Here is a 24204-nt window from a genome sequence, read left to right as displayed (position 1 = left end):
GATAAAAAATGATTTGAGTCGCAGTTCGAGAAAACTATGAAGTAGAAAGGAAGATGAGTGTGGAAGGAAAAGTTCATAATATTGAGGAAACAATTGGATTTATATCGCAGGAAGTTCAAATAGGCGATTTAGTTAGCGTGGCAATGATTCAACGTAAGTTCAGAACAGGATATACAACAGCTAGAAGGACACTAGAAAAGCTAATTGAAATTGGTCATGTGGAATCAAAAGAAGATGGAATCGTACTTTATTACCGCAAAAAGTAATTCGCAGTTCGAACATAATGCGGCTCATTGGACCGATTGATGGACCGAACTGTGAGCCGCAACATAAGAATCAATCCTTGAAAGCACTAGGGAAAATTCCGAAATGCAAACGAATGGATCGAATCCTGCCTGCTTCTTCTCGGGATCTCAAATTGTTTCTTAACCTACCCGCCACAAGACTTGGTTTACATCCTAAAAATTCTGCAACCTGTATAACGGAATATTTTTCTTCGTGGTACAGTCGCATCATTTCTTTTGTGGAATACATGGTATTACCTCCTTTTCGAATACCCTATCAAACTAATCTCGGGGAGTGAAGGAGCAAGTAAAAAAGCGACGTGCAACTAGAGGAGTGATCAAATGACTGCATATCAAGAAATAATCAAGATAGCAAAACAATTACCGTTTGAGGTGCTGAAAGATATTGAACGACGTACCGGGGACTGGATGTGGAACGGTGGCAATGAGGATGATCCGTATATTCATCAGCAGTTGCGGTATGCGAAGAGATTTGTGAAGGAGTGAAAACGCTAATGAATATAGACGATTTCATTAAAAACGGAATTAAAAGACCTGTGCAGAAGGAAGACAAAGTTTATGTGTATAACGGTAACGATAAACTGACTAATATTTATTCGACGATAGAGCTAGGTAGAGAATTCTTTTCCATGAGCAACGACGCTTTCCATAGAATATACGGCTTTAACTTCGTTCCAAAGGGTAGGTGGTTCGAGTTATCCAAAAGGGCAGCAGGAAAGTTGTAGTTCAGAAAATGAAGGAGTGACAACATGGTGCAGCAACTCACTATTTTTGATGCGGCGCCAACAATAGCGTTTGAGCTTGGGGACATGGTTGAGGTCGTTGTGAATGTGGAGGAAAAAGAAGTAGAGGATTATTACTATCTCAAATTATATGAGGGGTCGAAGGGGCGAATTGTGAAGTTTCTACCTAAACGGCAGTATGAGGTTTTGTTTGCGAAGTCTAATCAGATTAGGATATTTCGGCATGGTGAATTGAGGAGGGGTGATTGAGAATGACTGAAACGAATGAGGAACGGTTGGAGCGAATTAAGGCGATTCACAATGTAGCCATAGCGACTAGTAGCGAAGGTGACCCACGCATGGAAGTAACCGACATAATAACTGGGCTATTCGCCAATAAAGAGACCGACTGGCTTATCGAACAAGCTGAACAGTTACAAGTCATGAAAAAGGAATTTGCGGACGATATTGACTTCAAACGTAGGGAAGTTCACGGGTTACAAGAAGAAAACAAGCGATTGCGTGAAGAAATAGAACAACTAGAAGGGGAGTTGAAAGAATGGGCGGATTTGGTAGAGCCGACGTTGGATGTGTAAGGGTGAATGAAACTGCTGAGGAAAACCGAAAGATCCAACACATCGCTGAAAAGGTTAAATTCCTCAGAACGCATGAAGGAATGAATCTGAAAGACTTGGCAGCGGGATTGAAAATGTATCGTGAACGCATTATGAATTTAGAGATTGGCGTCGAAAGGGCAGATTTGCAGGACGTCATTCGGTATTGCGACTACTTTGGATTGGATTATGAAGGGTTTTTATTTGATGCTTTTCCGGAGTTTAAAGCGGCTTATGTAGCGGATAGTGAAAAGATGATGAGGGCTATTGGGTATAAGATTTGAGCAAATAAAAAAGACAGGATTCCTCCTGCCTCGGCTAAGGCAAGTATAACACACGAGGAGGGGTCCTGTGAGTAAAACAGCGGAAGTTGATTTGATGAAGAACGCAACATACATCGTTAAGGACGGGAAGCTAACGGAGGTTCCTAGTCCGCCAATCGGTTACGGAAAACAAATCATCAATTGGCAAGGGGGCAAACCTTGCAACGGATCCTTAGAAGAATCATTTAAATTTTAATATAGCTTATCGGAACAACCGAGGGCATTGAATGACGCATTAAGCGTTGTTTGGTGTCCTTTTTATATTTCAATTTATGGAGTGGGGGGCGCTTTTATGTTGAGTTGGGTGGATAAATTGGTTCCGGAGTATATCGAGGGCAGGCAGGATATGAAGAAGCGGGCAGACCAAGTAGACAGAGCTAATCCGATTGAAATGAATGATTTGAAGCAGTTCAACAGCATGATTGATAGCATGTCTTATTCGCTAGAATGGATGACTACAGGACGGCAGCCGAACACTTATCGAGGGGTCGATGAAAAGGCTGTTTATCAACGTAGGTCGTATGAAAATATTGATTTGATTCCGGATATTGCGGAGCAGTTGGAAAGCGAAGTAGAAAAGAAATTATACATGACTAAGGAAGAGAAAATTATACTTGCAGATATCCTTTCATCATTCTCTCTACGGGAACGACAGTGTTATATACTGCACATGGCCCAAGGTATGAGTTGGTCTGAAATTGCGGATGAACTAGGAGTTAGTAAAAGTACGGTCCAAACTCATATTACACGGGCGAGAAGTAAGGTTGAGAAAAGAATTCAAAAGGTTGTATGAAATAATCTTTGTAATACGCTTGTCATGCGGTGGTCGTTCGAAGTCTACGAATATGAGGGGGAGAATAAAAGAGGGGGTGCGTGCGAGCGACATTACCCCTCTTACCAGCCCCGATACATAAAAGTGGAAATTAGAAGGATTTCCGTTTTTCTTGACGAATCATATTAAGTTGGAGTGAAATTGTTACACTCTTGCTATATATTTTGAAAAACAAGGAAAGCGAGGATTGTTATTATGACAACGATTATTATAACTAGAACGGATCAATACTCTATTATTATATCGGATACGCGAGAAAACAACGAGGAAGAATCAACATATCTGGATGGGGTGTTTAAACTTCGTTATATTCCAAATATGGGTTTCATTACAGGAGCAGGATGGGCGGTCTTTTTGGAAGAAGTAAAGGAAAGAATAATAAAGAAAAGAAGAATAGAGCATATTGATGAAGTACTTGAAATTTTCAAATCCACTGCGGATGAAGGTAAACGCGATGTTCTTGGAACGGAAGAGCGGATTGATAATAGTTATATAGCAATTACTTGGTTAGGTGAAGATAATAATAAAATTGAATATCAATCCGGCTTATTATCCGAGAGTTACTATGAAAAAAACGGTGATAATTCAATGTTGGTGGATAAAGGCGGCATCAGAATTATTTACCCAGTAGACTTAGTGGAAAAAGACGGTTTGATTCATGAAATTGTTGAACAAACGAATGGTAAAATTACAACTGATTTAAGTATAAACAAAGCTTTGTTCGAAACACTTAAACTATTTGTTCAAATAGCTAAGAACTCGGATTTGGTTAGTCTTGATTGTCAGATAGGCATCCAATATCACTCTAAGTTAACGAACGAAATTCATACAGAAGGATTGTACGGGAAAGGCGAACAACTTTTAAAACTCGCGCAACAAAACAAGATCTTAAGGAAATTTAAAGCGGCGGGTACTCTATCGGAGTTTGTGTAGTCTGCATATCGAACAGTGCGTTAAAACCTCAGCCAAGTTTATAGACTGAGGTTTTCTTTTGATGAAGATAAACAGAAATAAAGGAGGCGGACGGTGATGTGATGTGCCTAATTGGGAAGAGATACAAAGGGAATGGGAAACAACAAAAATAACACTTGCTGCATTAGCTGAGAAACATGACGTGAAACTCGGTACGTTGAAGAGTAGGAAGAGTCGTGAAGCTTGGGTAAGAGGTCCATCTGTTAAGGATGCAACTAAAAAGAAAAAGGATGCAACCATTTTCAAAAGGATGCAACCGAAAGAAGCCGTTGTAGAGTCGGATGATTTAACCGATAAGCAGAGGCTTTTTTGTATTTACTACATTAAGAGTTTTAACGCGACAATGGCAGCTATCAAAGCTGGGTATGCAAGGAATAGTGCACACGTCGAAGGAAGTAGGTTGCTTAGAAATGTTAAGGTGGCAGCCGAAGTTAGAAGGCTGAAAGGTGAAATGCAACAAGGCATCTTCATCGATGCAATGGACGTACTCAACAAATACATTCAAATTGCCTTTGCAGATATTACCGACTTCGTTGATTTTGGTAGCGTTACAAGAGAGCAACTACACCCGGAAACAGGAAGAGTGATGATGGATGCTGAATTTAAACCAATCACATACAAAGAGGGTTACGTAGATTTCAAACCGTCGGATGAAGTAGATGGCACGATCATCACGGAATTAAAACTAGGTCGTGATGGGGTTGTGGTTAAGTTGGCTGACAAGATGAAGGCGCTCGACATGCTGACGAAGTATTTCGATATGTTACCTGATCACTTCAAACGTCAAATCGAGACTGAGAAGCTTAAGATCGCTCACGCAAAAGCATTCGGTAACGAGGATCCTGAACAGTACGAAGATGATGGATTTAACGAAGCACTAGATGCGACAACGTTGGAGGTGTGGGGCAATGCCGGAAACCCAACCGAAAGCGAAGATTAAGTATTTCTCGTTCCTTACAAAGAAAAAGACGTTTAAGAAGAAGCCTGCCCCATTCACTTTTAAACCGTTTTCAATAAAACAGAAGCAAGTCCTAACATGGTGGAGAAAAGATTCACCAATGAAAGACATGGACGGCATCATATGCGACGGTTCGGTACGTGCGGGTAAAACGGTCGTCATGTCCCTTTCTTACGTTATGTGGGCAATGGACTCGTTCAAGGATGAAAACATGGGGATGGCAGGGAAAACAATCGGTTCATTCCGACGTAACGTAATTACCCCGCTTAAACGTATGCTGAAAGCTCGTGGTTACAAAGTTAAAGACCATCGTTCAGAAAATATGCTGTCAATCTCGCGTAACGGAATAACAAATTACTTTTACGTATTTGGTGGTAAGGACGAAGGTTCACAAGATTTGATTCAAGGGATCACGCTTGCCGGTATGTTCTTCGACGAAGTGGCTCTGATGCCACAATCATTCGTTAACCAGGCAACAGCTCGTTGTTCGGTGGATGGCTCGAAACTATGGTTTAACTGCAACCCGGAAGGACCTTATCATTGGTTTAATACTGAATTTATCGGAAAGATGAAAGAGAAGAATTTGTTCCAACTCCATTTCACGATGGACGACAACCTATCTTTATCTGAGCGCGTGAAAGAACGGTACCGTCGGTTATACACCGGTATCTTCTATCAACGCTTTATTTTGGGTTTGTGGGTGCTTGCTGAAGGTGTTATTTATGACATGTTCAATGAGAAGGAGCATGTCGTTCCTACGGTTGATAGAACGTATTCAAGATTCTATGTATCAATTGACTATGGGACACAGAACCCGACTGCATTCGGCTTGTGGGGCTTGCATAAGAAGACTTGGTACAAGGTCAAGGAGTATCACCATAGCGGACGGGATGGGAAGCAAAAGACGGATAGTGATTACAGTAAAGACTTGAAAGAATTTGTCGGAACTGAAACCCTAACTGTACTCGTTGACCCATCTGCTGCTTCTTTTATAGCTCAGTTAAAGAGAGATGGCTTCCACGTGCGACAAGCTGATAACGATGTAATTGATGGCATCCGGAATGTCGCGACTGCATTGAGTACTGGAAAGATAAAATACAACGATTGCTGCACCGAAACCAAAAGAGAATTTTCTTCTTATATTTGGGATGAGAAAGCAAGAGATCACGGTGAAGATAAGCCGATTAAAAAGAATGACCACCACATGGACAGTGACAGATATTTTGTCAATACGGTCGTTATGAAGAAATCCGGCTTGTCATTTGATTAGAGGGGAGGTCGCTAATGTGGACCCGTTTTCGAAAACAGAAACAGAAAAAATAAATAAGATTGTCGAGACTGGCGCCAAGAATGTAGTTGGCGATGAAGCTATTATATTGCATGAAGTCCAGGAATGGGAGAAGTCGAAGTTGCGTAATTTGATGCTTGTTGGTCAACGCTATTATGTTAACGACAACGATATCCTAGAGAGAAAGAGAATGGTAGTCGGTGAAGGCGGCCAACTCGAAGAAGCAAAGAATATCGCCAATAAGAAAATCGTACACGGCTTTATCCGGAAGATGGTAGATCAAAAGGTTGGATATTTACTCAGTTTGCCATTTACAGCGAGAACAGATAATGAATTGTATCAAAAAGCATTATCCAGTTACTTCAATAAGAGTTTTTACCGCATGTTTCAAAACGTCGGCAAAGAAGCGATTAACAAAGGTAAGGCATGGATACACACTTACTATGATGAACAGGGCGATTTCAAGATGAAACGAATTCCGTCAGAAGAAATCATTCCTCTTTGGAAAGACTCGGACCACACTGAGTTAGCAGCTGTCATTCGTTCCTACGAAATCGAGATGTGGGTTGGCAAAGAGAAGGCGACCGTTAAAAAGATTGAAGTGTGGGATTTAACTGGCGTATACAGGTACGTCATGGAGAAGGGCAAACTCATTCTAGATGTCGATGAAGGGGGTTACAGCCCTCACGTTTTAGTCGAAGATGGCGAGAACGCAGAGCGTGTCAATTGGCAACGTATTCCGTTCGTTTGTTTTAAATATAACGATGAAGAATTGCCCATCATAAACTTCGTGAAATCTATCATTGATGATTACGACTTACAAAAATCCGACAATGCGAATAATATTGAGGATTTGCCGTCTGGCGGTATTTATGTTGTAAAAAACTACGACGGTGTTGATCTCGGAGAGTTCAGACGCAATTTGTCGGTATTCCGCGCAGCTAAAGTTGCTGGTGATGGTGGACTTGATTACATTTCTACGAAAATCGATACAGAAGCATTTAAAGTTCACATGGACATGCAGCGGAAAGACTTGTATGAACTTGGTCGTGGTGTTGATACGCAATCGGAAACGCTAGGTAATGACAAATCTGGTATTGCCTTACGATTCTTGTATGCGGACCTAGACATGGATGCAAATATCATTGCTACAGAATTCCAAGCATCACTGGAGCAGTTGAAGTGGTTCATTGACCAAGACATTGCTAATCGGGGTGGTCAGGACTATTCGGATGAAAATGTCGATTTCATTTTAAATCGGGATATCATCATTAATGAATCCGAAGTGATTGAAAACGCCAGTAAGAGTGCGAGTCAGATTTCGGATGAAACAATTATCGCTAATCATCCATGGGTTACTGATGTCCAGGAAGAGTTGAAGCGAATTGAGAAGCAATACGGAAAAGATGATGATTACAAAGACTCGTTTAAAGAAGTGAAGGTAAATGAGTAAACCGACAAAGGAATACTGGGAAGGGCGTTCCGCTCAACGTGAGATGGAGTCGCAGTTGATTGCGAGTAAGTATCTTGCGCAGATGGATGAAAGCTTGCGAGAAACACAACTTGAAATCTTGAAGGAAATTGAATCCTTTTATGGCCGTTACGCTGTCGACAACAAAGTATCGATTCAAGATGCGAAAAAGTATCTGACAGTAAAGGAAATGAAGGATTTCAAGGACGTTGATTTAAAGAGATTCCGTGAAATGTCTCTATCAGGTAATCCAGAATACGACAAACTATTAAATTCAGTGAGTTATCGTACGCGAATATCTCGATTAGAGGCGCTTAATGCGCAAGTGGAAATGAGTATGATTGAATTATATGGTGGAACAAATGGGTTGCAGGAATACACATACACCGGCTTAACCGAGATTTACCAAAACACTTATTATCAATCGTTGTTCGATCTAGCGAAGCAGGGACCAATTAGCATTAAGGTTCCGGCTATTAAAGATACGGTGATGAAAGAGGTCCTAACCTACAATTGGAGCGGTGAAGAGTTTTCCGAGCGTATATGGGGGCATCAATCAAGTGCGCTTAAGACCGTACGTAAAGAGTTGGAAAGAAGCTTTTCTTCTGGTCGTTCTATTCAGCAGACAACAAAAGCGGTTATGACTGCTACGGATGTTACGAAATCTAGAGTTGAAGCTCTGGTGCGTACCGAGTCTAATTTCTTTCACAGTCTTGCTGCACATAACAGCTACGTCGATGCAGGGATTGAGAAGTATGAGGTCCTTGCTACACTTGATAGTCGCACATCTGATATCTGTCAGAATCAAGATGGCAAGATTTACAATGTGAAAGATTATAAGCCTAGGGTTAACGCGAATCCATTTCATGTGCGCTGTCGTTCTACAACGATTCCGTGGTTTGATGAATCCGAATACATGGATGGTGAACAACGCCAGTCTATGGATGGTCTGGTTGATTCTATGACCTATGAAGAATGGTATGGCAAGAATGTAACTGGCAGTGAGTCGAATGAAAATAAAGAGACGATGATTCAAAATCGTTTCGGTGATATTGAGCAGATGAAGAAATATCAATCCGCGAAAGTTGAAGGTGCACCGAAGAGTCTTTTGGCTTTCCGAAACATGAAATACAGCGATAAAGAAAAGTATGAAGCACTGATGAAGGCTTATCGAAATCGGAAGAAGTAACGACTTGGCTATCAAGTAAAGGAGTGAAACATTATGTCTTTCGAAGAGTTTAAGGAGCGCTATCTGGCGAAGATTAGAGGAATCAACTGGTACGGCGAACAAATGGAGGTAACAGATCTTGAATTGATGAAGTTGTTCGCCTCAATCGTAGTCATTTCTGAATTCCATAAAGAAGAAGCGAAGAAAGAGAAAGGAAGGAAGTGATCCATATCTCGGTTCGCTACTCCGTTATGTAGCTATTAAAAAGAGGGAGTGATGGTATTGGAAACCGTTAAAAATTATAGAGTTAAAACTAAATCTGTCACGGCTATGCGCACTTTTATAGGGCAACCCATTCACGAAATCCGAGACTACATGATAGGATGCAAAAATATAGCTCTAGGCTTAGGTGGATTACACCAAGGTTTTAATGAGTCGATCGAAGGTACAGGAGGCGCGCGTGATCTTACACCTGGCGATTACATTGTGATGAGCGAAGATAGGCATGCCGTTTTCATGAGCCCAGCCGAATTCGAGAAGAAGTATGAGGAACAAGTTGACAGTACTGAGCTGTATTATGTGATCACAAAGTACGGGTTCCTAGCTAAGGATGCGGAAATGATGTTGAAGGACGAGCGAATCAGATCCGTACTTCTAGCTCCTCTCAACGAAGAGAAAAAGGTCAGTCCGGTTGTAACGGTTAACCAATCGTTTAGCGGCAAAGATGACATTAAAAAAATAGCCGAGGTATTGAGCGAGTTACTCTCTGAAGAATGTATTCGGAAACACGCCTATTAAGTAATTAAGAACAACTCGTCATTTTGGTATTTTGGACGCTAACTATAAAGACAAATCCGAGGTCGATACCCTCGTTAAAAAACGTAATTTGAAAGGATGACTGAATTGAATAAAGAACAGCTAATCGCATTAGGGTTAACCGAGGAACAAGCGGATGAAGTTGTGGCGGGCATCGGGACTATGATTCCTAAATCACGCTTCGATGAAGTAAATGCGGCTAAAAAGCAACTTGATACCGACTTAGCAGCTCGTGATACTCAACTTGAAGAGTTGAAGAAAACAGCAGGCGCCAGTGAAGAATTGAAGGGGCAGATTGCGACGCTTCAAGCGGCTAATGATACAACCAAGACTGAATATGAAGAGAAGATTCAGAAGCAGTCATACAACTACGCTCTTGAACGTGCATTAACGGAGGCAAAGGTGAAGAATCCAAAAGCAGTAAAAGCGTTGTTAGATATAGAAGCCATCAAACTTGATGGGGAAAAGCTGCTCGGTCTTGATGAGCAGTTGAAAACCCTATCTGAGTCGGATGGCTATTTGTTTGCCCAAGATTCAGATGGTAAGCCGGTATTCAAAGGCTTCACTCCGGCAGACGGCAAAGCACCAGATGGCAAAGGAGCTAAAGATGACGGTGGATTTGGAAAACAAATTGCGGAATACGCGAAAGGCAACGCAGGACTCGAAACAGCACGACAAAATTACTTCGAATAAATAGGAGGAATAGACGATGAAATTTAAAAAAACAAGTTACGGCAACAGAACAAATATTTTAAAGTTCCCCGATCATTACGTGAACGTGGCAGTGACGGTTAGTGACGCAGGTATTGTCGCTAATGCAGACGGCAAAAAGATTGTCCTTGCGGGTACATTATTAGGCGGTGGTGTAGTTACAGACGAGTCTAAGGACGCGGTACTTGCGACAGTGGATGTTGTTGCGGAAGGTGTTCTTTTTAACGACACGGACGTTACAAGTGGACCTGCAAAGGGCGCATTACTCATTCATGGATTTATTGCACTTGATAAAATCCCAAAAGCTCCAACAGCGGAAGAAGTTGCTGCATTAAAACAAATTACGTTTATTCAATAAGAGAGGAATGATGATTAATGCCGAACATTTTTGATTATGTAAACGCTAAAGATATCGCAACATATTACACAGAGTCATCTAGTAACAACATCCCGCACTTGGGGGCAACATTGTTCCCCGCTAAAAAACAAATGGGTTTAGACCTGAGCTGGATTAAAGGCTCAAAAGGTCTACCCGTTGCTTTGATGCCATCCGAATTTGATGTTAAAGCTACATTGCGTGATCGTATTGGATTTGACAAAATCGTTACCGAGATGCCATTCTTTCGAGAAGCGATGTCTATTGGTGAAAAAGATCGTCAAGAGTTATTGAAACTCGGCGATTCTACTAATGCGGCCTACATCGTGCCTATGATCAATGCGATCTACGATGATGTTAAAACGCTTGTAGATGGGGCGGAAGTACAACCTGAACGAATGATTATGCAGCTATTATCGACAGGTAAGATTGCGATCAGTGCCAATCGTGTAGATTACGATTATAACTACGGCATGAAAGACGACCACAAGGAAACGCTACTTACGGATGGAACTTGGGACAAGCCGGGTTCAACACCGATTGAAGATATTCTGAGGTGGCAGGATACAGTGGAGGAAAATACAGGTAGTCGTCCAACGAAATCAATCATGTCTCGTAAAACGTGGAACTATCTCCTGAGACACGAAAGTTTCCGTTTAGACATGAATCCTCTCGGTGGGCAGAATGTCATTATGACGGACGCGATGTTAAAACAGTATCTATCAGCTAAATTCGGTCTATCGATTGCGGTTCACAACAAAAAGTATCGCGATGAAAAAGGAGTGCTTCACAACTTCTATCCAGACGACCATTTCACGCTTATTCCAGATGGCGTACTTGGTAACACGTACTACGGCACAACGCCGGAGGAAGCGGATCTTATGTCTGGTGCATCTTCTGCAAAAGTACAAGTCGTTAATACGGGCGTAGCAATCACAACTATTGTAGAACCGCATCCAGTCAACGTTCAGACGATTGTTTCTGAAATCGTACTACCAAGCTTTGAAACAATCGATAATATCTTCATTGCAAAAGTGAAGTAAGAGGGGACTTGTTCCTCTCTATTTTTATTGAAGGAGGTAATTTTTATGCTGGAATTCAAGGTGACGTTCAACCGTAACGTCAAACTCGGAACTGACCGATACCGTAAAGGTGAATCTGCAACGGTCCCGGAAGATGTTTGTGATGTATTAATGGAATCAGGTGTGATTGATAGTGATTTTGAACGCACCGTCGAGAAGCGCCCGAAGGCAAAGAGTAAGGAGGAATAACGATGGAGGTAATTGAAATTGTTAGGACGAAACTTCCCGATACAGCACCAGAAGCCTTGCAATTAAATTTCTATATAGAAGAAGTCGCGCAAGCCATTAAAACATATTGCAACCGGACCGACATTCCACGAGAACTCGCTTTCACACACGCAAACATGGTAGTCGATATGATTACAGGCGAAAACCGCAAGAATGATCCAGAGGCGCAGTCGTCTGTTTCGGCAATCAAAGAGGGGGACGTCCAAGTGACGTTTGGTTCGGCAAAAGTGGAGTCGCGCGAAAGAGCTACTGAAAAGCTACTCTTTGACTACGCGAAGCAGCTGAACAGTTTTCGGAAATTGAGGTGGTAGCATGAACATCCGTAATATCATGGCGAAGGCGACTGCAGCTGTTGAACTTATGTATGACAAGACTGCTACAATTGAACGCTTTGAAGAATACGTGAAGCCTAGCGGTGCGGACGGAACGAGATGGGCTAAGGTTCACACTGACATCCCTTGTCGTTTATCTTCCTCGACGCTCAACAACGCCGTACAGGGCGATGCAAACGTCATTCAATATGACGTGAAGTTATTCCTTTCGAGCGATTTCAAAGTGTTGGCAGGGGATGTAGTTACTGTTGATGGCGTGAAATATGAATCAGCAAAAGAGCCGTTCGTTTATGTATCTCATCAGGAAGTATTGCTAATCCGTAAGGGGTATGCGTGATGGGTTTTGAATTTAGCGAAATGAAGTTAATGAAGCAAAACCTAATCGAGTTAAACAAGATGTCTCACGTCATCCATTTAAAAGTCGCCAAACGCGTCGCTCAATTGGCTATCCGAAAAGTAAAGAAAATGACGCCTGTAGACACTGGCGATTTACGCAACAACTGGAAATACCACATTGTGAAAAAGGGTGATACCTACACAATCCTTATTTACAACCAACTCAATTACGCTTCGTGGATTGAAAACGGACACCGGATAGTAATTGCCGGTAAAACGGTAGGCTGGGTTGAAGGTAAATTCATGCTGAAGCTAACAAAAGATGAAATGGACCGTATCGCCCCGAATATGTGGAAAATGGAAGTTGAAAAAGAAATGAGGCGAATCTTTGGTAGCTAATTTGAAATCCCTCATTATCCAACAAATCAAAGCGGTCTTCGGGCCACTAAAAGTATATGACGAACCGATTAAGCAGGGGCTGATAACTCCTGCTTTTTTGGTACTCATTTTTAACAACGAACATGAACGGCAACTCGGTAAGAGTTCCAAGAGGACGTATTCCATCAACGTCACTTACTTTCCCGATACGGCTGATAAACGCGGTGAGTGCGACCAGGTACTCGAGACGTTCCAAGATGAGTTTAGATATATCGACAATCGCTACCACGTCCATAAAGTCGCGGGTGATGTTGTAGACGAGGTGCTTGTCATTACGTTCAATGTGAAGGTGTTATTGAAAGAATTGGAGCAAGGAACATTGATGCAAAGATTGCAATTTGGAGGTGTCAGAAATGTCTAAAGCAAAAGAAGATAAGTCAAAGCAACAGAAATATAGCAAATCTGCATTCGTGGAAGCTGTAGAAGAGAGTAAAGAAAGGTTGATTCTGCAGGTCATTCTTGCTGATAACAAAACGTACACGAAAGATGAAGTCGCAAAATTGGTCGAGGCGTGGAAATCAAAGAAGGTCAACGCAAAGGTCGAGAAAGAAAAAAAGGAGGTTAAAGCATAATGGCGGGTGGAAATTGGGAAACACAAAATAAAGATTTATCAGGCGCGTATATCAATTTCGAGACTGATAGTTTAGCTGTTGCCGGACTGGATTCAAGAGGTGCGGAAGTAGTTCCTTTAACGCTCGACTGGGGAAAAGTCGGCGAGTTTATCAAAGTTTCTCCAGATACAAAATTTGAAGAAACGTTCGGTAAAGACCTCAAAGATTTGAAAAAAATTAGAGAAGCTTTCAAAGGGACTGGCAATGTCATCGTTTACAACTTGAATGGTGAAGGTGATAAGGCGACGGCTACTAGCGGAACATTCGTGGCAACAGCAGTCCATGGTGGCAAAGACGGGAACGAGTTGTCTGTAACGGTTGCGATTGGTTTGAGTGGTAACGCAACAGTCAGAACGTTCTTCAGAGGTGCCCGCGTTGATTCGCAAGTTGTTGAAACAACGCAAGAGTTAGTGGCAAACCCTTACGTCTCATTCAGTGGTGAATTACCGGATGCGGATGCAACCCTAACACTTAAGGGTGGGACCACGATCACGGCGATGAATGATTCGTATGCAACATTCGCGGCCGGACTTGATTCACAGATATTCAAAACGATCGCAATTGGAACCGATGACGAATCTGTCAAGTTGCTTCTGTCATTGAAAGTAAAACAGTGGCGCGAAAATGAGGGTAAAAACGTAGCGCTTATCACGAACGATTATAACGATGCTGATCATGAAGGTGTCATATCTATCAAGAACGGCGTTTACGTGGGAGAAGAATTTATTTCTGCGAAAGATGCCGTGTATTGGTATGGAGCGGCTTATGCAAACGCAATTACAAATTCCCTCACTTATGCGGAGTACCCTGGTGCGACTGACGTTGAACGCCTCCCGCATGAGGAAATCGTGAAAGCCAAAAGAGAAGGACACGTCGTATTCATTTATAACGAAGGTGCAGATGGTCTTGATCGGATGGTTGTCGAATCAGACATCAACACGTTCCGTTCATTCACACCAAAGAAGAATCAGGACTTCCGAAAAGGGCTGATTGTACGGCAAATGGACATTATGGGCAACAACATTAAACACATCTACTCTCGGAACTTTATTGGGAAAGTGAAGAACCACGGTAACGGCAGGAACCTTTTTAAAGGATCCATCATGAAAGAAGTACTTGACAGGTTGGTGCGACAAGAAGCGATTGAACCTTACGATACTGAAGATATCGTGATTCGCGAGGGTGACACGAAAGATGCCGTACTTGTGACGTTAGGCGTTAAGTTCGTCGATGCCATGGAAAAACTCTATATGACTGTGGAATGTAAATAATAGGGGGTGTAATGAATGACTAGAACTGTAGAGAACAACGATCCGATTAGTGCTAAAGAGGGCATGGTTTACATTACTATCGAAGGTAAAATTTATGAATATGCCGAGCTATTGAAGTTTGAAGCAAATGTTAAATATACAAAAGCGGACGTGAAAGCGATTGGGAAACGGATGAAAGGCGGTAAAATTGTCGGGGCGGAAGGTACAGGCTCTATGACTGTCTATTACCACCGTCCAGAGATGCGTGAAATGGCGCTCGAATATGTCCGCACTGGTAAATCTCCGATTTTCGACGCTCAAGTGGTCAACTCGGATGCAGCAAGTAGTGCAGGAACTCAAACGGCTTTACTTAAAAACATCGTGCCTGATGGGGCTGTTATTGCAATGCTAGACGGTGAATCAGACGATCTATTGAAAGAGGACATCGACTTTACATTCGATGACTTCGACTTCCTTGAACGCTTTAAAGCAATTGCATAAAAAACTAAAACAACTAATTGGGGGAATATAATACTATGAGTAAAATGAATTCGTTTTTAAAAGGTAATGTAAAGCAAGCGGAAAATGTCTCTTTACCGCTCGATCGCTTCGAAGAGGCTATTATTTTGCGTCCGTTGCCGTCTGGGGAGTCGGATATAATCAATGATCGTTGTTTCGTGAACAAACCCGGACGAAAAGGTAAACAGGAACGAGTTTTTGATGTCGTTAAATTCAACCGAGGAATCAGCGTTGCATCCTTTGTATACCCGGACTTGAACGATGCGGAATTACAAGAATCATACGGTGCCCGTGGAGCGGAGGATCTATATTCGAAAATGTTCCTGCTCGGAGAAGCGAATCACATCCTTGGTAAAGTAACGGAAATCAGTGAGATTGAACAAGACATTAACGAGGATATTGATTTAGCAAAAAACTAATAGAGGGTGGGGATGATGAAGCGGCTGATTCAGATGCCGTTTTTTATCATTTCGCCCTCCACAATTTCTATTGGGAGCCTGCAAAATGGCAAGGCCTTGAACGAAGGGAAAAAGCGCTTGTGATTGCTAGTATCAAAGTTGAATTGAAACGCCGTAAGAAAGAGCAGGCGGCGATTAATAGCAAGTAATGACTTTAATTCTGTAGTCCTATATGATTGGGGTGTGTTTATTGACGAATCATATAGGAGGTTATTATTTTGAAAAAAGTCGCGTATTTATTTCTATTAGTACTAGTAATCACTATAGCGGGGTGTAGTGATTCAGGAAATGATTCCAGCGTAGCTGATGAAAAGGGAGTAGTTGAGGGCATTGAAGTAAACTTTGATTTATTATCTAACAATCAAATTATCGATGAATCCATGCTCGAAATTACCATAACGAATACAACTGATAAGACTTACATCGGTAAAATATCATTCAGTAACACCTCGTCTCAGTATTGGGATATTGATATCGAAAATTTACCGCCAGGAAAAAAGCTAATTAGGGAAATTAAGAATGGTTATAATAAGCATCCCGAAGATGGGATCAATTACAAAGTTAAAGGGGAGTTATCGGATAAGGGGCATGTGAGTGGCGTCGAATATAAACTTTTCAAGACGGACTCAGAGAGAGCTTTTAATGTTCAGACTAAAAACATAACAAAAGAAACTGTAATCGAGATAACCAGGGAGATATATGCGGAGCACGGAGATAATTTGGTCAATCTTAGTTTTTATGGAGAAGCCCAAACACTGAAAGACGGCGAGAATCCAGACGCATTTCCTGAAGCTTCGTACATCGGGAGTAAGGTTAGCAAGACAATTACGCTTGGTGACGACAGTTTTGACTTTATACCACAATAAAATAAGAAATAAATCAAAGCATCCTTTTATCGGGTGCTTTTTCTTATGGAGAAAAGGCGGTGAAGTAAATGGCAGGAGCACAAACCAGTATGTCTTTAGCGGATCGCATGTCGGGTCCACTCATAAAAATGATGAAGGCGATGGACAGTACGATACGTGTGATGGAAAAGATGGATCAAGCCGCGAATAATATCGACACGAAAGGACTTGCGAAAGCGAGGAGTTCGATAGATTCCGCGTCAGCTGATATGCAACGTTTGATATCAACCTCAAGTAATGCTACTGCCGCGGCTGCGTCCGTTACGCGAGGCTTGAGCGGAATGGGGGGTGATACATCCGGCTTAGCCGTTATGAACGCGGCTTTGTGGGGTACTACGGGTGCTATCGAAAAACTTAATTCCATGGTTATCACGCCACCGAAAATCCGGTCGATTAGCGGTTCCGATATAACTAATCAAATTTCGAAGGTTACGGATTCAGCTCTTGTCGCGTCAGAAGCATTCAACACGTTAAATGCTTCTATAACGGCATCTGGTTCAAGCGCTAATTTTGGCCCTGATATTTCTGCATTGTCAACGATGTCTTCTACAGCTGAAAGCGCTTCTAAATCTCTAGTTGCTTTTGGGTCGGCATCGACCACCGCGGCGAGTAGTGTAGTGGATGTGTTAGCACAGACAAGTCAGTTAAGTAGCACGATGGATCAAGCGGCAGCGGCGACGGATAATTTATCGAGCGCAGGGGAGGATTTAAGTGGTTCTACTAACAGTATCGCGGTAGAACAAGAGGACCTAAATGGCAGAATAATTGATGGGACAAGCAACTTGAAAGAGTATGTAGTGGCGGTCCTTGCGGCTGTTGGCGCATATAAAGCATTCAGTACCGCTAAAACATTTATCCAAGATATATTCTCTCAGGGAATTGAATTTCACGCGTTTAAACAAGCGTCAGAAGTGGCATTCACGACATTTCTAGGTGATGCGAAGCTAGCGAAACAGTATATGGCGGATATGCTTGCATTCGCGCAAACAACACCTTTCGCTTATCCCGACTTGCTTGAATCCAGTCGTAACTTGATTGCATTTGGGGTCGAGGCGAAGAATACTTTCCCCATCATGCAAGCTATTGGAGATGCTACTGCAGCTATCGGCGGCGGGGCCCAAGAGATGATGGAAATGGCTGACGTGTTTGGTCAGATACAAGCTCAAGGTAAACTCACAGCCATGGAAGTAAATCGATTGGGGTCGAAGGGGATCAATGCCATTCAGATGTTGGCTGACGCGTCCGGCGTGACGGCTGAGGCCATGAAGAAGCAAATTTCCTCCGGTGCGATAGGTGCAGGAGAAGCCATATCCGTCCTCATTGAAGGGATGAATAAGAAGTTCGGCGGTTTGATGGCAGGCGTGAAGGGTACATGGGCAGGCTCTATCGACTCGATGAAATCCGCGTCGCGAAACGCAGGAGTGGCGATGATGGGAGATTTTATGGTAATGGACGGCCCTTTAGTGAATCTTGTGCAAAATTTCACCGGGTTTCTAAAGAAATTACCTCAATATGTAGGTCCTGCTGTCGCAGCATTTTTACCACTTATCGCAATACTCAACGAGGCTCTTTCTTTAGGGAAATTCGATGCACTATTCGCAGGATTGGGCGCAGGATTAATGATAGTTGCTACTGCTATCGCCGAACTTGCTTCGGTTGTAATCTGGGTTTTAACGAAAATTAGCGCAGTCGCTAGCTTGATCGCCGAATACTGGCCGATAATCGCAACTGGACTAGCAATACTATTAGTGGTTTATTTTCCTCTAATTATGTTTTATTTAGACGCGATGTTAATTAGAATTGGGCTTATGATTGAACCGATTCTAGCAACAGCAGGTGCTTGGCTGGTTGCATATTGGCCGATTGCGTTGGTTGCTATCGCTGTAGTCGGGTTAATTGCGATATTAATGCATTTTGGTGTGACGACAGAACAAATAACTCAATTTGTTATAGATTCATTCGGGGCAATCGTTGGAAGTATTTACTGGCTTGGAGCGGCTTTCCATAACGTAATCATGGGAATTGCTAACTTCTTCATTATGGCGGTTGAATGGATCATGAACACTTGGAGTCAAGGTATGTACAATATTCAAATGGCTTGGATGGCTTTCAACTTGATGGTCCGTATTGTGTTAGATGCCATTGGGAACGCGGTGCTCAAAACAGTTGAATGGATCATGAATACGTGGAATGACGGGCTGTTTGGTGTGCAGACCGCATTCCATAAAATGGCTTCATTTGTTCTGACCATCATGAGCGGAGTTGCGAACGGCGTGGTAGGGACCGTAAATACTGCTTTAGGGGCTATTTCAGACCTCATTAACGGGGCAGTTTCGGGCATCAACTCATTCATCGGTCTATTGAATGGCGTGCTCGGTACGGACCTCAGTACAGTCGGAACAGTTGATTTGAAGATGGGTAATGGGGTATCAAAATTCATCGATAATATGAAATCTGATCTATCGGCACCGGTGAGAGCCGAGAAAGCGAATTTAGGTAGGATGGACACAGCGGGTAACTATGCTAAAGGCATAGAAATGCCATCATCTCCTACTAAGAAAACTTTAGAACGTATGGAGTATACAAGTCTAGGTGATGCGTACGACAAAGGTAATGCAGCAGGAACGAATTTGGCGACAAAAATGAGCGATAAACTTTCCGGTATGATCGAAAAAGTGACAGGCCTCGCTAAAGGTAAGGATGGGAAAGACGGTCCACCAAGTGCTAGCGATTTTCCTCTCGGGGATTTAGCGGGCATGAATGATCCGTTGGGTGGCGGTGCTGACAAACTCGCGAAAAAGAAAAACCCAACAGGCGGTAAGCTTGATAAAGTCGGCAAGATTGAAAAAGATATAAATATTGCAGACGAGGATATCAAGATGTTGCGTGATTTGGCTGAAATCAAGTCGATTCAACAAACTATCACGCTTACTCCACAAGTATCCTTTGGCGATATGACAATCCGCGAAGATGCAGATATTCCTAAAATCATTCGCGCCATCGAGAAATATGTGCGGGATGAAATGTCTCGAAGTGCGGAAGGGGTGTATACGTAATGCGCGGAATTTATTTCAGCGTGAAAAACGATACAGAAGGCTTCCGTCTTCCGGTAAACCCTGAAACGGTGGAGGTAGTCAATAAAGGCAGTGGCGAGGTGTATGATATCGCTAAACTCGGCAACGTCAATGTCCCGAAAAACATTGAGTTGACAGAGTTCCCGATTGAAACATTCTTCCCTGCACAGGACTACCACTTCCTGGTAGCGCCATTTATGCCACCCGAATTCTACATTCAGAAGCTTGAAAAGTGGATGGAAGAAAAGATACCTGTTCGTTACATATACGTGAACGGGTCTTTTGCGATCAATGAACTTGTGACAATTGAGTCCTTTCCATACAACGAATCATACGGTAGCGACGATGTGAACTTTTCGTTGTCGCTTAAAAAGTACGTTCCGTTTGGACCGAAGAAAATGACGGTTGTGAAAAAGCCTGTCATGGTAGCTTCAACAACAGTCCCTAAAGCAGCACCGAAACCAGCGGTTATAAAGAAGGCGACACCACCGAGGCAGAACGAGAAAGTTACACCGAAAACATATTCACTCATTAAAGGTGATAGCTTATGGAAAGTAGCGCAAAAGTTCTTAGGTGACGGTAATCGTTACCCGGAAATCGCAAAATTGAACGGAATTAAAGCCAGTGATTATAGAAAACTACCGATTGGTTTGAAAGTTAAACTACCACCGAAATGAGAGGTGGCTGCATATGGAAGTTTTAATTGATAATAAAGATGGCGTGGTTTGGGATATGCCTGTTTCGTCTATCGAATGGAAGACAGAACGAATCGGTAAAGCGGGTACTCTTGATGCGAAACTTGTCATTGAAAATCCGCTAAAATATCCAATTAATAACGGCTCTATTATCCGCGTAATGGATGGAAAACAGAAGGTTTTTTACGGTTACGTATTCGAAGGCGGGTACACACGAAGTGGTGAAGTGTCCGTCAAAGCTTTTGACCAACTTCGCTATATGATGTCCAATGACACATTTGTATTCAAGGCCACAACTGCAACAGCTGCTATCAAAAAGATTGCGACTGATTTAGGGTTGAAGGTCGGTATATTTGAGGAGACAGGCTATACTGTTCCTGGCATCGTCGAGGATGATAAGAAGGCGCTTGACGTGGCATTGAAGTTTTTAGATTCTACACTGATTGCCACGAACCGAAACTTCGTTTTATTTGATGACTTCGGAGCCTTATCTCTTAAAAACATAAAAAATATGATGATTAAAGCAGATGTCTTCTACATTGGAGAAGATAGTCTGCTTTTTGATTTTGATTACAATAAATCGATTGATAAAGAAACGTATAACCGTATTAAATTGGTACACGATGACGAGAAAAAGAGCAAACGAGAAGTATATATCGCGCAAGATAGTGCGAGCATGGCTAAGTTTGGCCGTTTGCAAGAGTTCCGTAAAGTTGACGAAAACATGAAACCCGCGCAGATAAAAGAACTTGCTGAACGGATGCTCAAACTTCGGAACCGCGAAACAAAAACACTAGATTTGGATTGTATAGGCGACTGGCATGTACGTGCAGGGAGCTTCGTTTACATTTACATCGAGAAGATTGGCGTAAGTGAATATTTCCTTGTTGATGAATGTACTCACAGTTGGAAAGGGGGCACCCATACAATGTCGTTGGGGCTGAAGGTAATATGAGTCTAGTTGATATGATGAAGGAAACGGCGCTAGGTGTTGTCAGCGCAACAAACCCAGTCAACTGGATGTATGGAACAGTCGTACAGTCAAAGCCACTTGAAATATATGTCCACACTAAACTAACGCTTACGGAAGAGTTTCTTGACGTTGCTGAATCGCTTACACGTCATGACCGTATCGTTTCAATAGATTACGAATACCCGAAGAAGTGGGAGAAGAAAGATATCGGTGACGAATCAAAAGATGCTACTTCATCCCGTGCGAATATCGGTTCCACTCCTTCGATTGACTATGAAAATTATAATATGAAATACGCAAAACTGACATTCGAAGACGGTTTGAAAATTGACGATAAAGTGATTCTCGTAAGAATGCAAGGTGGCCGTAAGTTTTTAGTTGCGGACAGGTATAAGGAGGGGAAAGATATATGGTCTTACCCATCGGAGAAATAACTGTTTTAGAAGATATGGAAGTCATTGATACCGCTCAGCTTCCTACAAGGACGTATCAACTAGACTTCAAGCGTGGACGATGTACAGGGATGATTGACGGACTGAAAGCAATGGAGCAAGCCGTTTTTAAGGTGCTGCAGACGAAACGTTTTGGTCACCTGATTCACTCAGATGATTATGGATTCGAAGGCATGATTGGGCGCGATCAACTTTTTGTTCGTGGCGAATTACCGCGGCGGATTAAAGAGGCTTTATTGCAAGATGAGCGGATTGTTACACTCGAGAACTTTCGGTTGGAATTCGAAAAGGACGTTGCCTATGTATCGTTTTCATGCCCTACACTTTACGGTGACGTCGTTGTCTTGAGAGAGGTGATTGACTATGTACGAACATAAAACAGTTGCGTTGCTCCGTGATCAGGCACTTGATGAAGTTGCTGACGACGTTGATAAACGAGAGGGCGCCATCATTTTTGATTCGACAGCAGCAGTCGCCGTTCCGATGGCTGAAATGTATTCGGATGTTGACTCAATGTACCGGCGAACATTTGCGGATAGTGCGGATGGCGATGATCTGGAACGCAGGGTTGGAGAGCATGGTGTAGACCGGAAGCCGGCGTCAAGAGCTATCCGAAAAGGTGTTTTTATTGGAACGGATGAACGACCGTTTAACGCACCTATCGGATCACGTTTCGGCCTGAACAATCTCACCTATGAAGTTATCGAGAAAATAGCAGATGGTGAGTACCAACTGCGTGCAGAGTCATTTGGCATTATCGGAAATCAAGATTACGGGGAGCTATTACCAACTGAACCACTTGATAACTTAGGGAGCGCGACGCTAACCGAAGTACTCGTCCCTGGCGAAGACGAAGAGACGGATGAATCGCTGTACGCAAAATACTTGGACCATATAAACGAACCCGCATTCGGCGGAAATAGAGCTGATTACAAAAGAAAAATCATGGATATCCAAGGCGTCGGTGGTGTTCAGCTATTCCGTGCACCTTTTGGTGGTGGAACTGTTCGTGCTGTGATTATTGATTCTACATTTAACGTACCGACTCCTGAAACGGTTGCATTTGCGCAAAGTAAAATAGATCCTTTCGAGGGTCAAGGTGACGGACTCGGCACAGCTCCAATAGGTCATATCGTGACGATTGAGGCGGTTGAATCAGTTGTGGTAGATATTGAAGCCACTCTTGCATTGGTCGGCGTCACACTAGGTCAAATCGAACCGCTAGTCGTTGAAATCATAGACGAATACCTGGCGGAAGTTCGGCGCGAATGGATTAAAGGGCTTCCTCTTATTTTGCGAATCAGTCATTTAGAATCTCGCATCTTAGCGCTAGAAGGCGTGCAGGACATTGTAGGAACTACATTTAACGGGTCGCCTATGAATCTTGCGCTACCCCACGAAATCCCGAATAAAGGGAGTGTGGTGCTGAATGAATAGGGTGATGGATGAATTACCCGCTTATTATCGAGACATCAAAGAATTCCAAGAGCTAACAAGGGTACAGTCGAAGCAGCTTGATAGTTTGGATGGAGCGATACAACAATTCGAGGACGATCAATTTATTCTAACGTCAAGTGAACCCGCTATTTATCGACGTGAGAAGGAATTTAATATTCTCCCTGATAGGACGACTGAAACACTCGACTTCCGAAAACGACGATTGCTTGGTAGGATGATGCAAAAAGCGCCATTCACGTTTCGATACATGGTGCAACAGCTAGACGAATTGGTTGGGAAAAACCAATATATTATCAGTATTGATGTCACAAATTACTGGCTTGAAGTTCTTGTCACTGTGGAAAGCCAGAGTTATTACAAGGAAGCGGCTGAATTGCTTGAACGGACAGTACCGCTCAATTTAATTCTAGAAACCGGGATACTGGTAGATCAAACCAAAGTAGTGCTTAGGGCAAAAGAATATACCTTCCCAGTCCCTTATCCAATCACCGGCACATTCCACACAGCGGCTGTCAACGGAGTAGCCTCAAAGGCTACACTCGCTACCAAAGCAAGTGAATACACTTTCCAAGTCCCGTATCCAACTACAGGGGCTTTTTACTGCACGAATGAAAGATAAATACCAGACTATTAACATTCGTCAGTATTCAAGTTGCAAAAGTTAATATATAATCAGAATAGGGGAAATAAGTTTTAAAGATCTACCGCTGACGGATCGCCGTGTGCGATGAAAGTCGCCTGCATGGTGAAGGCCCTATCGAAAGCCGAGAGATAGAGAAGGTATAAGACGGGAATAGCGTTACAGTTACAGAAGGAATAAAAGAAACAACAACTAGC

35 protein-coding genes are annotated in these 24204 nt (G+C 42.7%); all 35 read left to right on the top strand.

The features are described 5' to 3' along the window. The first annotated feature begins 59 nt into the window (after positions 1-59). The 35 genes from MKX62_RS05275 to MKX62_RS05105 all read left to right on the top strand — a co-directional run bounded on the left by MKX62_RS05275 (position 60) and on the right by MKX62_RS05105 (position 23986). Positions 60-266, top strand: a complete 207-nt coding sequence (locus MKX62_RS05275; protein ID WP_340740966.1) for a hypothetical protein — start codon at positions 60-62, stop codon at positions 264-266. A 360-nt stretch (positions 267-626) separates the two neighbouring features. After that, complete coding sequence (locus tag MKX62_RS05270; RefSeq protein WP_340740965.1) at positions 627-791, top strand: DUF6877 family protein; 165 nt, start codon at positions 627-629, stop codon at positions 789-791. 8 nt (positions 792-799) lie between these two features. After that, positions 800-1030 carry a hypothetical protein gene (locus MKX62_RS05265; protein ID WP_340740964.1) on the top strand — a complete coding sequence of 77 codons (231 nt, stop codon included), beginning with the start codon at positions 800-802 and terminating at the stop codon, positions 1028-1030. Positions 1031-1054: 24 nt separating this feature from the next. Then, positions 1055-1297, top strand: a complete 243-nt coding sequence (locus MKX62_RS05260) for a hypothetical protein (protein WP_340740963.1) — start codon at positions 1055-1057, stop codon at positions 1295-1297. A 2-nt stretch (positions 1298-1299) separates the two neighbouring features. Beyond that, a complete protein-coding gene (locus MKX62_RS05255) occupies positions 1300-1623 on the top strand; it encodes a hypothetical protein (RefSeq protein WP_340740962.1) in 324 nt (107 codons plus the stop codon). Continuing rightward, entirely contained in the window at positions 1587-1925 is a 339-nt protein-coding gene (locus MKX62_RS05250; protein WP_340740961.1) for a helix-turn-helix domain-containing protein, read from the top strand. Before MKX62_RS05255 ends, MKX62_RS05250 begins: the two co-directional genes overlap by 37 nt. A gap of 67 nt (positions 1926-1992) precedes the next feature. Continuing rightward, on the top strand, positions 1993-2160 hold the full coding sequence (locus MKX62_RS05245) for a DUF3954 domain-containing protein (RefSeq protein ID WP_445683522.1): 168 nt from the start codon (positions 1993-1995) through the stop codon (positions 2158-2160). Between the two features lie 96 nt (positions 2161-2256). Beyond that, the gene (locus MKX62_RS05240; RefSeq protein WP_340740960.1) at positions 2257-2757 is read left to right on the top strand and encodes a sigma-70 family RNA polymerase sigma factor; all 501 of its coding nucleotides are present in this window, start codon (positions 2257-2259) and stop codon (positions 2755-2757) included. A 234-nt stretch (positions 2758-2991) separates the two neighbouring features. After that, positions 2992-3729, top strand: coding sequence for a hypothetical protein (locus MKX62_RS05235; protein WP_340740959.1), 738 nt, complete (start codon positions 2992-2994; stop codon positions 3727-3729). 103 nt (positions 3730-3832) lie between these two features. Continuing rightward, positions 3833-4708, top strand: a complete 876-nt coding sequence (locus MKX62_RS05230; RefSeq protein WP_340740958.1) for a terminase small subunit — start codon at positions 3833-3835, stop codon at positions 4706-4708. After that, positions 4677-5996: a PBSX family phage terminase large subunit gene (locus tag MKX62_RS05225; protein ID WP_340740957.1), complete on the top strand. Its 1320-nt coding sequence runs from the start codon at positions 4677-4679 to the stop codon at positions 5994-5996. Before MKX62_RS05230 ends, MKX62_RS05225 begins: the two co-directional genes overlap by 32 nt. Positions 5997-6012: 16 nt before the next feature. Beyond that, positions 6013-7467, top strand: a complete 1455-nt coding sequence (locus tag MKX62_RS05220; protein ID WP_340740956.1) for a phage portal protein — start codon at positions 6013-6015, stop codon at positions 7465-7467. After that, positions 7460-8674: a minor capsid protein gene (locus MKX62_RS05215; protein WP_340740955.1), complete on the top strand. Its 1215-nt coding sequence runs from the start codon at positions 7460-7462 to the stop codon at positions 8672-8674. The genes MKX62_RS05220 and MKX62_RS05215 overlap by 8 nt, the downstream gene beginning before the upstream one ends. A gap of 33 nt (positions 8675-8707) precedes the next feature. Continuing rightward, positions 8708-8878: a hypothetical protein gene (locus MKX62_RS05210; RefSeq protein WP_340740954.1), complete on the top strand. Its 171-nt coding sequence runs from the start codon at positions 8708-8710 to the stop codon at positions 8876-8878. Between the two features lie 57 nt (positions 8879-8935). Beyond that, positions 8936-9451 carry a hypothetical protein gene (locus MKX62_RS05205; RefSeq protein WP_340740953.1) on the top strand — a complete coding sequence of 172 codons (516 nt, stop codon included), beginning with the start codon at positions 8936-8938 and terminating at the stop codon, positions 9449-9451. A gap of 105 nt (positions 9452-9556) precedes the next feature. After that, positions 9557-10162, top strand: a complete 606-nt coding sequence (locus MKX62_RS05200) for a phage scaffolding protein (RefSeq protein WP_340740952.1) — start codon at positions 9557-9559, stop codon at positions 10160-10162. Positions 10163-10178: 16 nt separating this feature from the next. Then, positions 10179-10538, top strand: coding sequence for a hypothetical protein (locus tag MKX62_RS05195; RefSeq protein WP_340740951.1), 360 nt, complete (start codon positions 10179-10181; stop codon positions 10536-10538). A gap of 17 nt (positions 10539-10555) precedes the next feature. Beyond that, a complete protein-coding gene (locus tag MKX62_RS05190; RefSeq protein ID WP_340740950.1) occupies positions 10556-11599 on the top strand; it encodes a major capsid protein in 1044 nt (347 codons plus the stop codon). 45 nt (positions 11600-11644) lie between these two features. Next, complete coding sequence (locus MKX62_RS05185; RefSeq protein ID WP_340740949.1) at positions 11645-11827, top strand: hypothetical protein; 183 nt, start codon at positions 11645-11647, stop codon at positions 11825-11827. Between the two features lie 2 nt (positions 11828-11829). Further along, positions 11830-12177, top strand: a complete 348-nt coding sequence (locus tag MKX62_RS05180; RefSeq protein ID WP_340740948.1) for a hypothetical protein — start codon at positions 11830-11832, stop codon at positions 12175-12177. 1 nt (position 12178) lies between these two features. After that, the gene (locus MKX62_RS05175; RefSeq protein WP_340740947.1) at positions 12179-12535 is read left to right on the top strand and encodes a hypothetical protein; all 357 of its coding nucleotides are present in this window, start codon (positions 12179-12181) and stop codon (positions 12533-12535) included. After that, on the top strand, positions 12535-12933 hold the full coding sequence (locus MKX62_RS05170; protein ID WP_340740946.1) for an HK97 gp10 family phage protein: 399 nt from the start codon (positions 12535-12537) through the stop codon (positions 12931-12933). The genes MKX62_RS05175 and MKX62_RS05170 overlap by 1 nt, the downstream gene beginning before the upstream one ends. Further along, complete coding sequence (locus MKX62_RS05165) at positions 12923-13333, top strand: phage tail terminator family protein (protein ID WP_340740945.1); 411 nt, start codon at positions 12923-12925, stop codon at positions 13331-13333. The genes MKX62_RS05170 and MKX62_RS05165 overlap by 11 nt, the downstream gene beginning before the upstream one ends. Further along, the gene (locus MKX62_RS05160; protein WP_340740944.1) at positions 13326-13544 is read left to right on the top strand and encodes a hypothetical protein; all 219 of its coding nucleotides are present in this window, start codon (positions 13326-13328) and stop codon (positions 13542-13544) included. Before MKX62_RS05165 ends, MKX62_RS05160 begins: the two co-directional genes overlap by 8 nt. Further along, positions 13544-14854, top strand: coding sequence for a phage tail sheath C-terminal domain-containing protein (locus tag MKX62_RS05155; protein ID WP_340740943.1), 1311 nt, complete (start codon positions 13544-13546; stop codon positions 14852-14854). Before MKX62_RS05160 ends, MKX62_RS05155 begins: the two co-directional genes overlap by 1 nt. Positions 14855-14869: 15 nt before the next feature. Then, on the top strand, positions 14870-15334 hold the full coding sequence (locus tag MKX62_RS05150) for a phage tail tube protein (RefSeq protein WP_340740942.1): 465 nt from the start codon (positions 14870-14872) through the stop codon (positions 15332-15334). Between the two features lie 35 nt (positions 15335-15369). Beyond that, positions 15370-15771, top strand: coding sequence for a phage tail assembly chaperone (locus MKX62_RS05145; protein ID WP_187047096.1), 402 nt, complete (start codon positions 15370-15372; stop codon positions 15769-15771). A gap of 257 nt (positions 15772-16028) precedes the next feature. Then, positions 16029-16676, top strand: coding sequence for a hypothetical protein (locus MKX62_RS05140; protein WP_340740941.1), 648 nt, complete (start codon positions 16029-16031; stop codon positions 16674-16676). 68 nt (positions 16677-16744) lie between these two features. After that, a complete protein-coding gene (locus MKX62_RS05135; protein WP_340740940.1) occupies positions 16745-19771 on the top strand; it encodes a tape measure protein in 3027 nt (1008 codons plus the stop codon). Further along, entirely contained in the window at positions 19771-20466 is a 696-nt protein-coding gene (locus MKX62_RS05130) for a LysM peptidoglycan-binding domain-containing protein (RefSeq protein WP_340740939.1), read from the top strand. The genes MKX62_RS05135 and MKX62_RS05130 overlap by 1 nt, the downstream gene beginning before the upstream one ends. A gap of 13 nt (positions 20467-20479) precedes the next feature. Then, the gene (locus MKX62_RS05125) at positions 20480-21439 is read left to right on the top strand and encodes an XkdQ/YqbQ family protein (protein ID WP_340740938.1); all 960 of its coding nucleotides are present in this window, start codon (positions 20480-20482) and stop codon (positions 21437-21439) included. Next, on the top strand, positions 21436-21891 hold the full coding sequence (locus MKX62_RS05120) for a DUF2577 domain-containing protein (protein WP_340740937.1): 456 nt from the start codon (positions 21436-21438) through the stop codon (positions 21889-21891). Before MKX62_RS05125 ends, MKX62_RS05120 begins: the two co-directional genes overlap by 4 nt. Beyond that, positions 21867-22286: a DUF2634 domain-containing protein gene (locus MKX62_RS05115; RefSeq protein WP_340740936.1), complete on the top strand. Its 420-nt coding sequence runs from the start codon at positions 21867-21869 to the stop codon at positions 22284-22286. Before MKX62_RS05120 ends, MKX62_RS05115 begins: the two co-directional genes overlap by 25 nt. Continuing rightward, complete coding sequence (locus MKX62_RS05110; RefSeq protein ID WP_340740935.1) at positions 22273-23346, top strand: baseplate J/gp47 family protein; 1074 nt, start codon at positions 22273-22275, stop codon at positions 23344-23346. The genes MKX62_RS05115 and MKX62_RS05110 overlap by 14 nt, the downstream gene beginning before the upstream one ends. Beyond that, on the top strand, positions 23339-23986 hold the full coding sequence (locus tag MKX62_RS05105) for a putative phage tail protein (RefSeq protein WP_340740934.1): 648 nt from the start codon (positions 23339-23341) through the stop codon (positions 23984-23986). The genes MKX62_RS05110 and MKX62_RS05105 overlap by 8 nt, the downstream gene beginning before the upstream one ends. The last annotated feature ends 218 nt before the right edge of the window (positions 23987-24204 follow it).

This window comes from Sporosarcina sp. FSL K6-5500, from assembly GCF_038005665.1.
Taxonomy (GTDB): domain Bacteria; phylum Bacillota; class Bacilli; order Bacillales_A; family Planococcaceae; genus Sporosarcina; species Sporosarcina psychrophila.
This window is presented reverse-complemented; position numbering and strand designations above follow the sequence as displayed.